Below are 14,813 nucleotides of genomic sequence, written 5' to 3' on the forward strand. Positions count from 1 at the left end.
GAGGTGAGAACATGAAACAATCGACCGGTAGAGGATCTGACCAATTCAATCTGCGCTTCCCCGACGGGATGCGTGATCGCATCGCCCATGAGGCAGATAAAGCTGGTCGTTCAATGAATGCGGAAATCATCGCGCGCTTAAGTTTCACTCTCGACGGAAACCTTGGCGACAGGGAGAAACTGAACGCTGAAATCGATCGTTACCAAAAGATGATTCGTGAATACATTCACCAAATCATCGGGCTGGTGACGACCAAGAATGCGCTAGCTCTTCTCAACGAGCACGGCGAAGTTGCCAGGAAACAGAACCTCATTTTCCTCGAAGCGCTCTGCCAAATGATCATCAGCGAACAACACGCACCTGAGAACTTGAAAGGCTTCGCTAGCAAAACGCTGGCATCGATTGAATACCACAATGAAACGGACGATTTGAAACAGGTTCTTCGGTCCGATATGCCCAGCACAGAAGACGAGGTTCAGGCTATAATCCGCGATGTGATGGAGAACGCTGAAGAGCACACTAAGGATGATGAATGGGCTCAGGCTGTCGGCAATAACGGGTTTTACACAACGGTCGATATTTCTCAGCGGGATCCGACGAAAATTCCTGACGCACCTGAGGATACAGCCGTTAAGAATAAAAAGCCGGGTCCCCATGAGTAGAGCCCGCATGTATACGAAATCCGAAATTGCTGACGCCGCGTCCGCTGCAGCAACGTACAACGTCCGCGTCATCATGCACCCCTCAGGAGAAATAGAGTTCTCGCCCAAAAGCTTTGCTGTTGTTGATCGTGAAGACGCCGGCGAAAAAGCATGGAGGGAGTGGGAGAACGGTAGAAAACCGAGTAAGCGAGGGCGATGACATCTAGTAGTGGAAACATTGGTCGTGACCGTCGCGACGCTCGGTGGAAGGCTTTTATTGAGGCAATCAATGAAGAGGCCAATGCCGGGACGGACCGAGGCCTAGTTCTGGTCTGTGGCTCTATGATCGACGAGGCACTGGGCGAGTTGCTGGAAACGTTCCTGATCGATCACAAGGACGCCAGAGAGCTATTGAATGGCGCCAATAAGCCGCTTAAAGGCCTATCAAATCGCATCAACATCGCATTTGCGTTGGGTCTACTTCGTACCGTAGATCGGACTGCGTTACATGTGATCCGTGACATCAGAAACGAAGCGGCGCATGAAATCACATTCCGCCTCTCAAATACAAAACACCTGTCACGCCTCGAGGCTGCCTACAAGGAAGCTAACATCCATGACCAAGATGACCATTTGAGAGCGCGGTTAATCCATGTTGTGTTGTGGTCGATCAGCGGCCTCGACGTTGCTGCTCAAATTTTTGAGAAAGAGCGGCGAGTTGTTCCCGGCATCTATCTCTTGCCGGGACAAGGGTGAACTGAGGGAAGAAGCAGATGGGAGATAAAGAGGGTCAAGGCGATAGTCCGGAAGCTATCTTCTACGACATGCTTTCTGACGCGAAATACCGAGATCGATTGAAAGCGCATAACGAAGCGCTTTACAGGCATTATCTCACTCAGGAAGAGTGGGCGCATAAGGGTCACACCGATTACGCAAAATGGCTTTTTGCGTCACTCCTAGCGGTGCATGGCGGCGCAATTTATGCCCTTAGCTCTCTGCGATCATCTGTTTCCGCGACAAAGAGCGAATTCCTTATACACGCCGCCTCGCAAAATCTTGCAGCGATTTTTCTCACGCTTGTCGCAGGCCTGTTTGCGTGGGTAAACCTGCAACTCCAAGAAAGCTACTGTAAGGAAGTGGCAGATCCTAAGCTCCTGTATCGTCACGACCCGTTTCCTGATCCCAGCAAATGGATTAACCGCACACTCTACCTGTCCGCAATATTTGGGATGATATCGGGGGTTCTGTTTGCCACGAGCGCAGCGACAGCAATTTTCGGACTTTATCGAATTAGACCGTTGCCTGTAGTTTGGTGAGATTGGCGGTTATGCTGGGGAAATTCCCCACCTAATCAGATCGCCAACTTGGCGACCTAAAATCAAGTTGCCAAGTTGGCGACTTGCGGTAATCGCAGCACATTGGACAGCCCGTCACCAGGCCGCCGCCTGACAAGCAAGTCGCTCGCCTTTTCCGCCTTAATGACCGCAGTGCGCACCGTTGACTTACCGACACCCGCCATTCGCGCCACTTCGCTGTGAGAAAGCTCGCAGCGCCGGTTCTCGCGTATCTGGGCGCGGATGACATCGAGGGCGCGGGTTTCGCCTTTTGTGTATTTCATGGCTTCACTTCTGTCCTCTACCAGCCGCTTCCACTCTGTTTACTTATCTCTAGTGGGAAGGTTCGACCAACAACTACTCCGGCCAAACGACCGACTCCACGGCGGAAATCGTATTGGCGGCGATGACGCTCGCAGTCAGCTCACCTAACAGTGTTTGGCACGCAACGATATGTGCCTTGCCGGCTCGCCCAACCTGCTGAATTTGAACGACGTCATGCATCTCCCACGCCCAGGTCCCGGATTGATCGCAAACCCAAAAAGGAGTAGCCCAGTCACTAGCGACGCCGGGCAGAATGCTGTCGGTCACAGAACCCATCAGGTTGATTTGAGCCTTCATGTCGCTTGGATATGTGTGTAAGGCTCCCAGCGCGTCGGACTTAAATCCACCTGTGATGGCCGCTTGGCAAGCGGATCGCAAAGCCTCAATACGGCCCTCTTTAAAGACGCTGATGTCAACCGGAATAGGCGATGAGAAGATCCACTTTCCGTCCTGTCCGCGCGTTCCAGTATCGCCAACTGACGGTTTTTTCTGGGGATCAACGGGGACGACAGTAAACACATCCGCGATTCGATCGCCTGTTTCCTTGAGGGCGCAAACCACCCCCGAATTGTTGAGTACTGCAAACATAATTATCCCCTAACTATGGTTTGAATAGCCATTGTGGCCGTCATGTTCCCTGTTCCGCCGGTTCGACCTGCATAGCTCAGGGTGCGCCACCCTTCGGCAGGTGTATAAGATCCGGTAGAAATGAGCGCCTGATTGTAGCCGGCGACCGAAGCCTGCATGCCACTATCGGATGCGAACCCTTGAATGCCGTCGAGTGTAAGTGAAATATTGGCGCCCCCGCCTACCGTATCGTTCCTCGCGTACCCGTTAACGATGCTGAAAAGCGCTTCGTCCCCCCACGCAAGAAAAGAGCATGATATTGGCCCACCCATATCAATGTATCCGGCTGAAGAGGTGCTATTTGTCCCTGAACCGCCGGTGACATTTAACTGCCGCCGATTGAACCAATTAATGCAGCCCCGATAACTGGTCGTATCAGCGAAATTGGATGTTGCATTGGTTCGGATTTTCCCCACAAGCGTTCTCGTCGGATCGCCGGACTTTATTTCGACGCCAGTCGAAACGTCAGCCGCATGCCCTACCGCAGACGCCTCAAGTGTTAGCGAAGCGCCAGCCAGAAATGCGTAGACATTATAGACCGTGTTTGCAGCCAAACCTGCATTGCTTAAGGTGACCCCAGCTGATGGAATTTTCACCGGCGTTCCGTTGATCACGAGAGAGTTGCCCGAGAAAGGCGAAAGCAGCAGAGACGTTGCCGATTGGACGGAAAGGCGGCACTGCCCGAAATTCACGGGTATCTCCGAAAGAGACAGATCAGCGAGCCGCCATGCCGCGGCATCAAAGATAAGAGTTGCTACCGCTCCGGCAGTCAATGCACCGCGAGCGAGAGGAGCCCCAAATTTGGTTTGAAGCGGGGCAGCGCCGAGGCCATTTACATCCAAGGTCGCAGCATCGGTGTTCGTCACGGTGACTACCAGACGGATCGACATACCTGTCGTCAGGGCCGATGGCGCTGGCGAAAGTGTTGCAGTGATGGCGTTAGCAGTTCCACCGGCCACAGCGAAACTAACCTTACCTGTCTGGACCGCCTGCGCCAGCTGGTTTGCGTCTGAAGGAACAAGGCTAGACTTGAGAAGGAAGTCAACAATCTCTCTCTGTGGCTTCTCGATCGCCTTTGCAGGGACGGCAGAACCGCGCACGGCACCTGGCACGTCTTTGTCAACATAAGGCGCATCCGGATCAGTCGATCCGTATGGAGGATAATACTTCATTGCAGGGTTTCCTTCCGGTTCTCTTGCTGTGTACGGATTTCGATTTCATAGTAGTAAGCCGTGGAAAAATAAGAGATAATTGAGCCTTGCGAGCCTTGACTCTGTAACGACCACCGGACGCGGCAGAGAGGTTCGCTTTTCGTTATCGGCCTGGCTCTTCAGCCTCTAGGAATCACCGCGCCCTGATTGCTTTCGCCTCCGGCTTGCCGGCGGCAATTGGGTCAAGCGACGCCCTTATTGAAATAAGTGGCGCGGAAGTCGAACGGGGCGCAACCGAAGTCCAGGATGCAGCGGAACTCCATACCGAGGACGTTCCAACCTTCACGGGTTGCAAGGCTTGGGCCATCCACTCCGTCTAGATAACCGTGCTGGAGCGCCGGGCGCTGTTGTGGATCCGCGAACAACCACCAGCCAACGCCGTCGTAACGGTTTTCGACGGCAACGCGGATTTTTCCGGAGAACGGGTTCACATCGTCGCTGGTCGTCGCCTTCAACTCGGCAGCAATCCTTTCCGCCACCGTTTCCAATTTCGGCCCGACCACGAGGACGGCAGGCACAACGCCTGCTGTTCCGGTCCCGTTGACATTCTTCTGCAAACGCATAGCGGCGCGGGCAGAGCTCAGTGTAGAAACGGATGGTTCGCCGTAATCGGTCGCAAGATTTCCGTGATCTGCGTGATAGAGCGTCTTCCCATCGGACATGACCGCACCACCGAAGTTGTTTGCCGCCAGCAACTGATAGAAGAGATCGCCTTCAGTCTCGGTAGAAGCCTCCGCGAAAGCGCGGACAAAATCGGCGAAAGCGCTGAGATCGTCATTGATGATCGCATTTCGGGAAAGTGCGAAGAGCTTTCCGTAGGTCGATATCTGGAGACCATGGGTATCCTCACTCAGCGTACCGTAAGTAATTTCTCCAGACTCGGTGACTTTTTCGAGCTTTGGAGCTTCGCCGGGGCGAATGAACGTCTGCTGGCGGAAGTCGGCAACGTTCCGTTTCACCGAAAGCGCCTTCAGCGGCGATGGCAAACTGTTGTAGCGATCCAGCAGATACCGCTGGCCCGCTCCGAGTAGCAAGCCCGGGAAATCCGAAGTCGTGTGCATGCCGGTGAGCATTGTCGCACGGGCAGCACCCCGAGCCGATGAATGCATTGTCATGCGCTCAGCCAAAGCGGTGTCGCTCATGTTGGATATGCGCTCGCCATAGGCCGAGAAGTAGCGACGGCCGATCTCCAGAAGAGAGCAATTCATGTACGGATTATTGCCCCCGCCATCGATTGGAGCGCCGAGGCGAGCCGCAAGCGCGTCTACAATCTGCTGGTTATCTTCGAGCTTGAGAGAATGCATGGCATCGTTGGGAAGGTGTCCGTGGATCGTCGGGCCAGCTTTCTCTGCCATCATGTTGATGATGATGTCGCGGGCTTTATTGCCGTCGCCATTGGCATCCATCATCACTTTTTCGGTTTCTTCCATCGTCAGCTTTGCGGCGCGGCAACGGGAGAAAATATCCTGCGTCGTCTCTTTGGCGCTGGTCGTCGTGCTCATAACGGGCTCCTTTGTAGCGGTTGCCAATATGTCGAGATTGCCGGGAGCCGCCACGGCGCGGTGTGCGAATAGGTTTGCGGGGGCATTCTTGAACAGGGAGTATTTGAAGGCGGGAGCGGCCATTTCCTCCCCGCTTTCCTCGGCTTCCTCAGCGAAACCGAGGGACCGCGCGACGGAGCCGCGCATCCATGTTTCGTCCGCCATCATCCGGAGAATTTCTCGCATCGGGCGCCCGGAACGTCTGGCGTAGATTTCTGCGGCAGAGGCGGCGATCTGGTCGAGTGTCAGAGCGGCCTTGCGATGATCTTCTGAGGTGCCGATAGTGATGGTCCCCGGATTGTGGATCATCATCATTGCGCCAGGTCGCATAACGACATAATCACCGGCCATGGCGATCAGCGAGGCCGCTGAGGCGGCGAGTGCGTCCACGAAAACCGAAACCTTGCCATCATGGGCCTTGAGCGCGTTGTAGATCGCGATCCCCTGAAACGCGATCCCGCCACCAGAGTTGAGGCGCACCACGATATCGCCGGACAAATCCGCGAGCGCTTCAATCACCTGCTCGTCAGTGAAGCCGGTGGAAACGATGCCATCCTCGTCCCACGTCCAGTCACCGCCGACCGTGCCGTAGAGGTGTAACTCTCCGTTTTTGATGAGGCGGTTCGTCATGGGCTTACTCCGCCTGCCAAAGACGTTCAGTTTTCCAATCGATACCCTCGTCCGCCGCACGCGCCTCGATGGCGACGGCGACAGAGGCCGGCGACGTGAGGAACACGTTGACAACCTCGTCCGGGTAATCGGTCGCTATTTTCAGGGCTATCTTGCCCATCGTGTCCGCGACGTTGAACCCGCCAGCGGTAAGAGACACGTAACCGATGAACTGCAGCTCCCGCCCCTCGCGCTTGAGCCGTACAGCGTCAGGAAGTAGACCGAGGACGGAACCAACGATCTTTGAGGCCACAAAAAAAGGCATAGCCCTATGAACCACGCCACCGCCAGCGGCGAGTTGCGCGGCACAAGCAACCGCCAGAACGTCAAGTTCATCGTAGCGGGCGTGTGAGGAGGGGCGTCCATCGTCACGGAGAGTGATCGGAAGATTATCAACCCCCGTTTCGGGATCGACGCGGGCAGCTTCCTTGAAATGCTCAAGCTGGATACCTGCCAGCAGACAAAGTGTTTTTCGGTTGTACAACATCATCATCTCCAATCGGGTGTTTCTACCCACAAAAATAAGCGAGTCGTTTTGTGTGTCAATACCCCCATTTTTCTGTTGCCGGAATCTCTTAATCAGGGTCCCGGACATCAACGTCGAACGGCCCATCCCCAACGGAGGCGGCCAGGTCGTAAAGCCGAGTTGCAACGCCCCTTCGAAGTTCGGCTGATTTCTCCCGCAGCGCCCGCCGCAGTGCGGCTTCGCCTTTGCCGCTGGCCTCCATCAAATCCGGAACCCAGTTCATCGGAGCGCCTAATTCGCGGATAATATCGCCAGAAATTTTAAGAAGCGCCGCTTCCAAGCCGTGCTCGCCTCGGATCGGAACAAGGTTTCCGAGGCGTTCAGCCAGGTCGAGTTCCTTCAGTCGCGCTTCGTAACCTGCCCTCTCCGCCTGCGCGTCCCTAAGCTTTTTGCTCCCCGCGCCGGCGGCGATGTCCGCTTTGGTTTCTGCCGCCTGTTCGCGGAAGACGTTCCCGGTTTCGCCAACGGCGCGGTCATACGAGACCAAATCAACCTCGCGGAATTTCCCGTTCTGGCGAACCACGATCAGGCCGGCGGCTTCCAGCTTTTGGACGCGCTGCGAGATAGCTTGTTTCGACACTCCCTTGCGCTCCGCCAGATCCTTGATCGAAATCCAGATGGCGCTTTCTTCGTTTTCCATTCTGCTAAGCTCCTGTTCAGTCAAGGCAATTGTCAATCGGTCAAGTTGGTCAAGTCGAGTTTTGGAGGTCGTAACTAGCGGACTTTCGGGGTCGTCCCGGCCCGCATGGGTAGGGGATCGAGGGAGGACCCGAGAGGGGGGAGGGGCGACGGGTGTCATCACGTCACCCGTCCGGCTTTCGCATCTGGGACACGCGCTCGACTACCACGGCGATGCCGCCGCCTTGGCGCTTCACTTCCGCAACGATGGCTTCCTGCTGGATCTCGGCTGTCATGCGCTCATCGATGACGCCGCGCATGGTCTCGCTCAATGCTGCTATCGCATCCTCAAGCCGATGCCTCGCAGCTTCCTGCGCTGCTACAACCGATGGTAGTTGAGGTTTCGGGCGATGGGCTTTCCTCAGACTGTCTCTCAGAAGCCCTTGAACTCTATCCGCTGACACAGGTCTGACGGGTCTTGGCGATGAAAGAGGCTCACCCCTTCCACTTGCTCCGTCGCTATCAGTTAGTTCCTTGATTGAGTTCCTTGATTTAGTTAGGGTGCACGGATTTGCACTATCTAAGTGCACGGATTTGCACTTAGTAGGTGCAGCATTTTGCACTATCTCGTCGCCTATTTCTTCTTCTTGGAATGCCTTGACGATCTCATTGAAGGCGTCCCATTTTGGCTGATATCGCGACCGGAAACCGTTCCCGCCATGCCTGACCTTTACAACCAAACCGAGCCTGTGAAGCTCGTTTGTGGCGTTGACAACGGTCCTCTTGCTGGCTCCTGATTTGCTCATCAATCGCTCTGTGCCGGGGTCGCACTGACCCGTTTTGATGTTGAAATGGCCTATGATGATCGCTGCGATCTTCTTGGCATCGCCAGACAAACCCGACGCCAAGCAAATGGCGCGGTACGCAATAGGCAGGTCGTTCTTGCCGGGAAGCTCAGGCTTATCGTTCATCGATACGTCAGTTTGTGCGCTGCGTGGGCAGCGTCCGTTGCTTCGATGATAGTGAGACTGAACTTTCGCCGTAGCGCGACCAGGACGTTACCTGCGACAGTCGAGCGATTGAGATACAGCCACATCGCCGCCTCTCTGACACGCGGCTGATACTCATCGAGTAGCCTTATCAGATCGTCCGAGGGGGTATTTTGCCCGCCCAAACTATGCCCACGATATACGTGATCAGAAAGAGAACATGCACCAGATTTGTCAAATCTCGTATCCTGCGCTACAAGGGTGTCCGCAGGTTTCAACATGGTTGACATCGTAGGGGTCACAGGTTCAATCCCTGTCACGCCCACCATCCGAATTTATAAAAAGGGTTTCTGAGCAATCAGAAACCCTTTTTTCATTCCTGATCCAGCCATAGCCTGGACTTCTGTCCACGAGTAATCCCCGTCACCGGTTGCACATTTTGCCATTCTCGTCGGCCAGAGTCCCACGGATGCGCCTCATTGCGTCTCGTGGTGATTCGCAATAAATTTCACAAGCGAAAATAAAATTCAAAGCCGTTGACGCGCCCGGTTTTTCCCGCTATCTCAAGTGACATGCAATAAATTACAGATCTCAAAATTTATTGCGGACTAGGTCATTGTCCTTGGGAGGGGAATATGTTGGCTTTTCTGAAATCGACCGCTGCCGCGGGTGTTCTGGCCGCCACGATGAGCGCTGCCGCAACATCACCGGCCACCGCTGCAGGGAAATTCGCCTGCGAGCCGGGTGAGACCTATGTGATGAACGTCATGGTTTCCAGCCACCCCTATTGGGTGCCGGTCTTCGAGGGGTTCAAGCAGGCTGCCAAGGCGCTTGGCTGCGAGGCCGTCTTCACCGGTACGCCGGAATATGACATTACCAAGCAGATCGCGTCCTTCGAACAGGAGTTGGTGAAGAAGCCGAAAGGCATTCTGCTGCATCCGATGCAGGCTGATCCCTTTATCGAGCCAATCAACAAGGCGATCGCCTCGGGTGTTTCCGTGACGACCTTTGCAGCGGATTCTCCGAAGTCAAAGCGCACCGCCTATATTACCTCGGACAATGTGGCCGAGGCGAAATTTGCAGCCGACGAAATCGTCAAGAAGCTCGGTGAAAAAGGTGAATATGCCGTTCTCGAAAATCCGGGCCAAAGCAACCACGATCTGCGGGTTAAAGCCCTCATCGACTATATGGGGCGCACCTATCCGCAAATGAAGCTCGTCGGCCGCCAGGCGACAAACCAAGATGCGAACGTCGCCTATCAGGCGACAGCCGCCCTGCTGCAAGCCAATCCAAATCTCGGTGCATTATGGATTCCCGAAGCCGGTTCCGCCGAAGGTGCGACAACTGCCGTTCTGGAAGCGAAAAAGAAGGTCCTGATCCTGCATGCGGATATCACGCCCGCGACGCTGGAGCATATCAAGCAGGGCAATATCTACATGTCCATCAATCCCAACCAGGGGGTTCAGGGCTTCATGGGTTTCATGAATACGTTCCTCGGCGCCCATTCGGACCTGATCGACCCGTTCAACGACTATAAGGTGTCCGGCTTCAACCCGATGCAGGTGCCTTCGATGGACAATGGCTTTGCGGTCATCACCAAGGCGAATGCCGCTTCCTTCGATCTCAACGAATACATGAAAGGGCGCTGACGCGTCGCTCGGGATCCGGCGAGGTTTGCGCCTCGCCGGCCATATGGGAAGAAGGTTTGGGAGGGCGTTATGAGTGAGGTCATCCTCAGCATGACGAATATTCACAAGGCATTCGGGCCTGTGAAGGCGTTGCGGAGTGCCGCGCTTGAACTGCGGCGCGGCGAAATTCACGCGCTCGCCGGTGAAAACGGTGCCGGAAAGTCGACGCTGATGCATATCATCGACGGCATTCTGCAGCCGGATGGTGGGGAAATCCTACTGGATGGCAAACCGGTTCGTATATCCTCGCCCAATGCGGCGAACCGGCTGGGCATCGGTTTTGTGCATCAGGAAATCGCGCTCTGCCCGGAGATTTCGGTCGCCGAAAACATGTACATGTCGGAAACCGGCCAAAGCCGCTCGTGGTTCGTGAATTATCGCGATCTGGAACGACGGGCGGCAACGGTGCTGCGGGAGATCGGTGACATCGATCCCGCCCGCCGGGCCGGTGACCTGTCGATTTCACAGCAGCAGATCGTTGAGATCGCCAAGGCGCTGACGCTCGATTGCCGTATCCTGATCCTCGACGAGCCGACGGCGGCGCTCACCGAGACCGAAGCCCAGACGCTGTTCAGGATCATGCACCGGCTGGCGGCGCGCGGCATCGCCATCATTTATATCTCCCACCGCATGGCGGAGATTTTCGAACATTGCGACCGTATAACTGTCATGCGCGACGGTTGCCATATCAGGACGGAGAATATTGCCGATATTTCGCCGGAAGAGGTGGTCAACAGCATGGTGGGGCGGGTGCTCGACAAGCTGTATCCGCCGAAACTGACGGACGATGAAAAATCGGAGGAGGTCATTCTTTCGGTCCGGGGATTGAACGAAGGAAAGCGTGTTTTCGATGTCGATTTCGACCTGCGCCGCGGCGAAATCTTAGGCTTTGCCGGACTGATCGGTGCGGGCCGCAGCGAGATTGCGCGCGCGGTCTGCCGGCTGGAAGGAAAGCCGAAAGGCGACGTCGCGCTGCGCGGTCGGCCGCTGAAGCTTAGGGATTATCGCGACAGCATCCGCGAGGGGATTGTCTATCTCTCGGAGGATCGCAAGGGCGACGGATTGTTCCTGAACATGTCCATCGCTTCCAATATCTCGGCGCTCGATATCGGCAGAATATCGAACGGCATGGGCCTCATCGAACGGCGCAGGGAGATGAAGCGCGCCGATGAGCTGGGACGCCGGCTGAAACTACGGGCAAACAGCGTCGGTGATGCCGTCTCAACCTTGAGCGGCGGCAACCAGCAAAAGGTGGCGCTGGCGAAGATGCTGTCGGTGGAACCCGAAGTCATCTTTCTGGATGAGCCGACTCGCGGGGTAGATGTGGGCGCGAAGGCGGAAATCCACCGCCAGATCCGGGAACTGGCGCGTGAAGGAGTTGGCGTCGTCGTCATCTCCTCTGAACTGCCTGAGCTCATCGGCGTCAGCGATCGTGTGCTTGTCGTGCGCGAGGGCCGCATCACCGGCGAGGTCGAGGGGGACGACATGACGGAGGAAAAGATCATGCAACTCGGATCGATCAATATCACGCAAAATGCGGCGGAAGCCTGAGGGAGCGGGAAAATGGCAACATCGGAAACACCTTCAAGCCTTGCCCAGACGGCGGTTCGCCGCACGGTGTGGTGGGAGCCGGCGATCAAGGCCCGCGAAACCGGGCTGATCGTCATCATTCTCGCGCTTTTTGCCGTGATGTCCTTCATATCGCCCTACTTCCTGACGGTGGACAATCTGCGGGCCATGGCCATGGTCTTCGCCATCGAAAGCATCGTCGTGGTCGGCATGACGATCCTGCTGATCTCTGGTGGCATCGATCTTTCCGTGGGTTCCGTCACCGCGCTTGCGATGGTGGCTGCCGGCTGGCTCTTCCTCAATGGTGTCGATCCCTGGGTCGCGGCGGGTCTCGCTATCTGCCTCACGACACTGGTCGGCATGGTCATGGGATTTCTGACCACGGTCGTCGGTCTGCATCATTTCATCGTGTCGCTGGGTGTCATGGTCATTGCGCGCGGTGTTTGCCTGCTCGCAACCGGCGGGCGGCCGCTCGGGCTCTATTCCCTGCCGCCGGAATTCAAGTTCATCGGCCAGGGCGCGCTGGGCGGTATTCCGCTGGTCCTCATCATCTTCGCGGTTGTAGTCGTCGCCTTCGACCTGCTGCTACGGCGCACGACAGCCTTCCGCAAGGTGTTCTATACCGGCAGCAATCCCAAGGCCGCGGCCTATTCCGGTATTCGCGTCGGCCGGGTCGTGTTTGCCACCACCACGCTTTGCTCGATGCTGTGCGGTGTGGCGGGCGTTATCTACATGGCCCGTTTCGGGTCCGCCCAGCCGAGCTTTGGCGTCGGCATGGAGCTCAATGTCATTGCAGCGGCGGTGATCGGCGGCGCGAGCCTGTCCGGCGGCTCGGGCACTATTCTGGGTGCAATCCTCGGTGCGATCCTTTTGTCTGTCGTTTCCAGTTCGCTTGCCTTGCTTAACGTGTCTGTCTACTGGCAGGACATCATCAGGGGAAGCATATTGCTGGCTGCGGTCCTGTTCGACCACTATCTGGTCAGGCGCCGCCGTTGAGCGTCCTTCGCTCGCCCGAGGGTAACTGGAGAAAGACGATCATGCTGGATATCAAGGACGATTTCGATCAACAGAGACAGATGTATTCCGTCCTGGTGCTGCATTTCATCGAGGGGGTGAAGCAGTCGGAGATCGCCGAGCGGCTCAATCTTTCCCATACCAAAGTGAACCGCATGATTGCGGCCGGCCGCAAGGCGGGCATGGTGAAGATCACCATTGCCAGTCCCTATCAGCGGCTGGTGGATCTCGAAACCGAGATCAGCCGCCGTTTTGGCCTCACGCAGGCGGTGGTGACGCCGACGGTCTCCGACAATCCGGAAACGGTGCTGCAGATGGTCGGTCGGGTAGCTGCCAACCATTTGCTGGAGACAATCCGGGATGGTGACGTGATCGCGATTACCGGCGGCAAGGCGGTCAGCGCCGTCGTCGATAATCTGGAGGCGGAGCGGCGCTTCGATGTGCGGGTGGTGCCGCTGACCGGTGGCGTACAGGGCAAGCACTATACAGACGTCAATCATCTCGCCACGCAGCTTGCGGAAAAGCTTGGTGGCAGTGCCTCGCTTCTGCATGCGCCGTTATTCGCGGAGGACGAGGAACAGCGCGATCTGCTGATGAATGTCGCGTCGATCCGCGAAGTCTTCGATCTGGCACGGCAGGCGCAGGTCGCGCTGGTCGGCATCGGTTCCGTGGAGGCTCCGGGCTCCGGTTATTACGATCTTCTGCCGGATGCCGCCCGTGGCGGGCAGGCGCTGGTGGATGTTGGCATTGCCGGTGAATTTCTCGCGCATCTCACCATGGCGGATGGGCAGCTGGCACGGATCGATCTCAATTCGCGCGTGGTGGCGTTGGACCCCGGGCAGCTCGCTCGGTGCCCGAATATCATCGGCGTGGCGGCCGGTGCCATCAAGGCCGGGCCGGTGGCGGCCACGCTTGCCGGCCGTTATCTGACCTCGCTTGTCGTGGATGAGGCGATCGCCGGTTATTTATTGAATCAAGAGGAAGGGGAAACGTCGTGACGGAGAACGCAATATTGACCCGGACGATCGGCGGCAGCGGCATCAGCGCATCCGCCGTGGGGTTGGGCACCTGGGCCATTGGCGGCTGGATGTGGGGCGGCACCGATGAGCGGCAATCCATCGCCGCCATCCATGCCTCCATCGATGCAGGCATTTCTCTGATCGATACTGCGCCAGCCTATGGAATGGGGCTTGCGGAAACCATCGTCGGCAAGGCGATTGCGGGGAAGCGCGATAAGGTGGTGCTGGTCACCAAATGCGGGCTGGTCTGGCATGTGAACGAGGGCGCCTATTTCTTCCATCAGGATGGCAAACCCGTTCACCGTTATCTCGGCGCTGCTTCGATCCGTTACGAGGTCGAAGAAAGCCTGAAGCGGCTCGGGACCGACTATATCGATCAGTATGTCACCCACTGGCAGGACGCCACGACGCCGATTGCCGAGACGGTTGAGGCTTTGGTGCGGCTGAAGGAGGAGGGGAAAATCCGTTCCATCGGCGCAAGCAACGTCTCGCCCGCCGATCTCGAGGCCTATATCGCCACCGGCGCGCTGGATGCCATTCAGGAAGAATATTCCATGGTGAAGCGTGATATCGAGGGGACGCTTCTGCCGCTTTGCCGGAAGAATTCTGTCTCCGTCCTCAGCTATTCGTCACTGGCACTCGGTCTGCTGTCGGGCAAGGTCGGGCCGGAACGGGTGTTTGCAGAGGATGATCAGCGCCATGGCAATCCCCGTTTCAGCCAGGCGAACCGCCAGAAGATCGCGCGATTGATGGCGGTACTGGAGCCGGTGGCGGCCACGCATGGAGCTTCGGTCGCGCAGGTGGTGATTGCCTGGACGATTGCCCAGCCGGGCATAACGTTCTCGCTGTGCGGCGCGCGCGATCCGGCACAGGCGGTGGAAAACGCCGCGGCCGCCCGCCTGCGGCTGACAGAGAGTGAACTGGCCCTCATCAGTGCCGGTGTCAGCGAGCATCTCGTCGGACTCGATAGCTAAAACAACGAGGTAAGGCGGGGTTGTCGGCGAATAGCACATAATTTTCGCCTCCCGTCTTTCCCGTCGCTC

The 14,813-nt window shown here is 56.8% G+C and carries 15 protein-coding genes; 8 read left to right on the plus strand and 7 right to left on the minus strand.

Annotation, left to right across the window (positions count from 1 at the left end; genetic code table 11):
• The first annotated feature begins 11 nt into the window (after positions 1–11).
• The 3 genes from ACFVTJ_RS13460 to ACFVTJ_RS13470 all read left to right on the plus strand — a co-directional run bounded on the left by ACFVTJ_RS13460 (position 12) and on the right by ACFVTJ_RS13470 (position 1,957).
• The gene (locus ACFVTJ_RS13460) at positions 12–662 is read left to right on the plus strand and encodes an Arc family DNA-binding protein (RefSeq protein ID WP_386908133.1); all 651 of its coding nucleotides are present in this window, start codon (positions 12–14) and stop codon (positions 660–662) included.
• A 195-nt stretch (positions 663–857) separates the two neighbouring features.
• Positions 858–1,397 carry a hypothetical protein gene (locus tag ACFVTJ_RS13465; protein ID WP_386908135.1) on the plus strand — a complete coding sequence of 180 codons (540 nt, stop codon included), beginning with the start codon at positions 858–860 and terminating at the stop codon, positions 1,395–1,397.
• Between the two features lie 17 nt (positions 1,398–1,414).
• Complete coding sequence (locus tag ACFVTJ_RS13470; RefSeq protein WP_386908136.1) at positions 1,415–1,957, plus strand: hypothetical protein; 543 nt, start codon at positions 1,415–1,417, stop codon at positions 1,955–1,957.
• Between the two features lie 62 nt (positions 1,958–2,019).
• On the opposite strand, the gene ACFVTJ_RS13475 is transcribed toward ACFVTJ_RS13470, so the two are convergent.
• The 7 genes from ACFVTJ_RS13475 to ACFVTJ_RS13505 form a co-directional block, all read right to left on the minus strand.
• A complete protein-coding gene (locus tag ACFVTJ_RS13475; RefSeq protein WP_386908138.1) occupies positions 2,020–2,259 on the minus strand; it encodes a hypothetical protein in 240 nt (79 codons plus the stop codon).
• Between the two features lie 73 nt (positions 2,260–2,332).
• Positions 2,333–2,887, minus strand: a complete 555-nt coding sequence (locus ACFVTJ_RS13480) for a hypothetical protein (protein WP_386908140.1) — start codon at positions 2,885–2,887, stop codon at positions 2,333–2,335.
• Positions 2,888–2,889: 2 nt separating this feature from the next.
• Positions 2,890–4,098 carry a hypothetical protein gene (locus tag ACFVTJ_RS13485; RefSeq protein ID WP_386908142.1) on the minus strand — a complete coding sequence of 403 codons (1,209 nt, stop codon included), beginning with the start codon at positions 4,096–4,098 and terminating at the stop codon, positions 2,890–2,892.
• A gap of 221 nt (positions 4,099–4,319) precedes the next feature.
• Positions 4,320–6,308, minus strand: a complete 1,989-nt coding sequence (locus ACFVTJ_RS13490) for a head maturation protease, ClpP-related (protein WP_386908144.1) — start codon at positions 6,306–6,308, stop codon at positions 4,320–4,322.
• A 4-nt stretch (positions 6,309–6,312) separates the two neighbouring features.
• Entirely contained in the window at positions 6,313–6,834 is a 522-nt protein-coding gene (locus tag ACFVTJ_RS13495) for a hypothetical protein (RefSeq protein WP_386908146.1), read from the minus strand.
• A gap of 88 nt (positions 6,835–6,922) precedes the next feature.
• On the minus strand, positions 6,923–7,513 hold the full coding sequence (locus tag ACFVTJ_RS13500; RefSeq protein ID WP_386908148.1) for a MarR family transcriptional regulator: 591 nt from the start codon (positions 7,511–7,513) through the stop codon (positions 6,923–6,925).
• Positions 7,514–7,676: 163 nt separating this feature from the next.
• The gene (locus ACFVTJ_RS13505; RefSeq protein WP_386908150.1) at positions 7,677–8,462 is read right to left on the minus strand and encodes a helix-turn-helix domain-containing protein; all 786 of its coding nucleotides are present in this window, start codon (positions 8,460–8,462) and stop codon (positions 7,677–7,679) included.
• A gap of 653 nt (positions 8,463–9,115) precedes the next feature.
• Between ACFVTJ_RS13505 and ACFVTJ_RS13510 the strand changes: the two genes are divergently transcribed.
• The 5 genes from ACFVTJ_RS13510 (at position 9,116) to ACFVTJ_RS13530 (ending at position 14,744) form a co-directional block, all read left to right on the plus strand.
• Complete coding sequence (locus ACFVTJ_RS13510) at positions 9,116–10,129, plus strand: substrate-binding domain-containing protein (protein ID WP_386908152.1); 1,014 nt, start codon at positions 9,116–9,118, stop codon at positions 10,127–10,129.
• 69 nt (positions 10,130–10,198) lie between these two features.
• The gene (locus tag ACFVTJ_RS13515) at positions 10,199–11,719 is read left to right on the plus strand and encodes a sugar ABC transporter ATP-binding protein (RefSeq protein WP_386908154.1); all 1,521 of its coding nucleotides are present in this window, start codon (positions 10,199–10,201) and stop codon (positions 11,717–11,719) included.
• Between the two features lie 12 nt (positions 11,720–11,731).
• Positions 11,732–12,733 carry an ABC transporter permease gene (locus tag ACFVTJ_RS13520; RefSeq protein ID WP_386908156.1) on the plus strand — a complete coding sequence of 334 codons (1,002 nt, stop codon included), beginning with the start codon at positions 11,732–11,734 and terminating at the stop codon, positions 12,731–12,733.
• Positions 12,734–12,774: 41 nt separating this feature from the next.
• On the plus strand, positions 12,775–13,749 hold the full coding sequence (locus tag ACFVTJ_RS13525) for a sugar-binding transcriptional regulator (protein ID WP_386908158.1): 975 nt from the start codon (positions 12,775–12,777) through the stop codon (positions 13,747–13,749).
• Positions 13,746–14,744, plus strand: a complete 999-nt coding sequence (locus tag ACFVTJ_RS13530) for an aldo/keto reductase (protein WP_386908160.1) — start codon at positions 13,746–13,748, stop codon at positions 14,742–14,744. The genes ACFVTJ_RS13525 and ACFVTJ_RS13530 overlap by 4 nt, the downstream gene beginning before the upstream one ends.
• Positions 14,745–14,813: the final 69 nt, after the last annotated feature.

This window comes from Agrobacterium sp. NPDC058088 (genome assembly GCF_042885035.1).
GTDB lineage: Bacteria > Pseudomonadota > Alphaproteobacteria > Rhizobiales > Rhizobiaceae > Agrobacterium.

Coding starts and splice junctions, on each gene's coding strand:
- ACFVTJ_RS13460 (WP_386908133.1), top strand. CDS start 12: ATGAAACAATCGACCGGTAGAGGATCTGACCAATTCAATCTGCGCTTC.
- ACFVTJ_RS13465 (WP_386908135.1), top strand. CDS start 858: ATGACATCTAGTAGTGGAAACATTGGTCGTGACCGTCGCGACGCTCGG.
- ACFVTJ_RS13470 (WP_386908136.1), top strand. CDS start 1,415: ATGGGAGATAAAGAGGGTCAAGGCGATAGTCCGGAAGCTATCTTCTAC.
- ACFVTJ_RS13475 (WP_386908138.1), bottom strand. CDS start 2,259: ATGAAATACACAAAAGGCGAAACCCGCGCCCTCGATGTCATCCGCGCC.
- ACFVTJ_RS13480 (WP_386908140.1), bottom strand. CDS start 2,887: ATGTTTGCAGTACTCAACAATTCGGGGGTGGTTTGCGCCCTCAAGGAA.
- ACFVTJ_RS13485 (WP_386908142.1), bottom strand. CDS start 4,098: ATGAAGTATTATCCTCCATACGGATCGACTGATCCGGATGCGCCTTAT.
- ACFVTJ_RS13490 (WP_386908144.1), bottom strand. CDS start 6,308: ATGACGAACCGCCTCATCAAAAACGGAGAGTTACACCTCTACGGCACG.
- ACFVTJ_RS13495 (WP_386908146.1), bottom strand. CDS start 6,834: ATGTTGTACAACCGAAAAACACTTTGTCTGCTGGCAGGTATCCAGCTT.
- ACFVTJ_RS13500 (WP_386908148.1), bottom strand. CDS start 7,513: ATGGAAAACGAAGAAAGCGCCATCTGGATTTCGATCAAGGATCTGGCG.
- ACFVTJ_RS13505 (WP_386908150.1), bottom strand. CDS start 8,462: ATGAACGATAAGCCTGAGCTTCCCGGCAAGAACGACCTGCCTATTGCG.
- ACFVTJ_RS13510 (WP_386908152.1), top strand. CDS start 9,116: ATGTTGGCTTTTCTGAAATCGACCGCTGCCGCGGGTGTTCTGGCCGCC.
- ACFVTJ_RS13515 (WP_386908154.1), top strand. CDS start 10,199: ATGAGTGAGGTCATCCTCAGCATGACGAATATTCACAAGGCATTCGGG.
- ACFVTJ_RS13520 (WP_386908156.1), top strand. CDS start 11,732: ATGGCAACATCGGAAACACCTTCAAGCCTTGCCCAGACGGCGGTTCGC.
- ACFVTJ_RS13525 (WP_386908158.1), top strand. CDS start 12,775: ATGCTGGATATCAAGGACGATTTCGATCAACAGAGACAGATGTATTCC.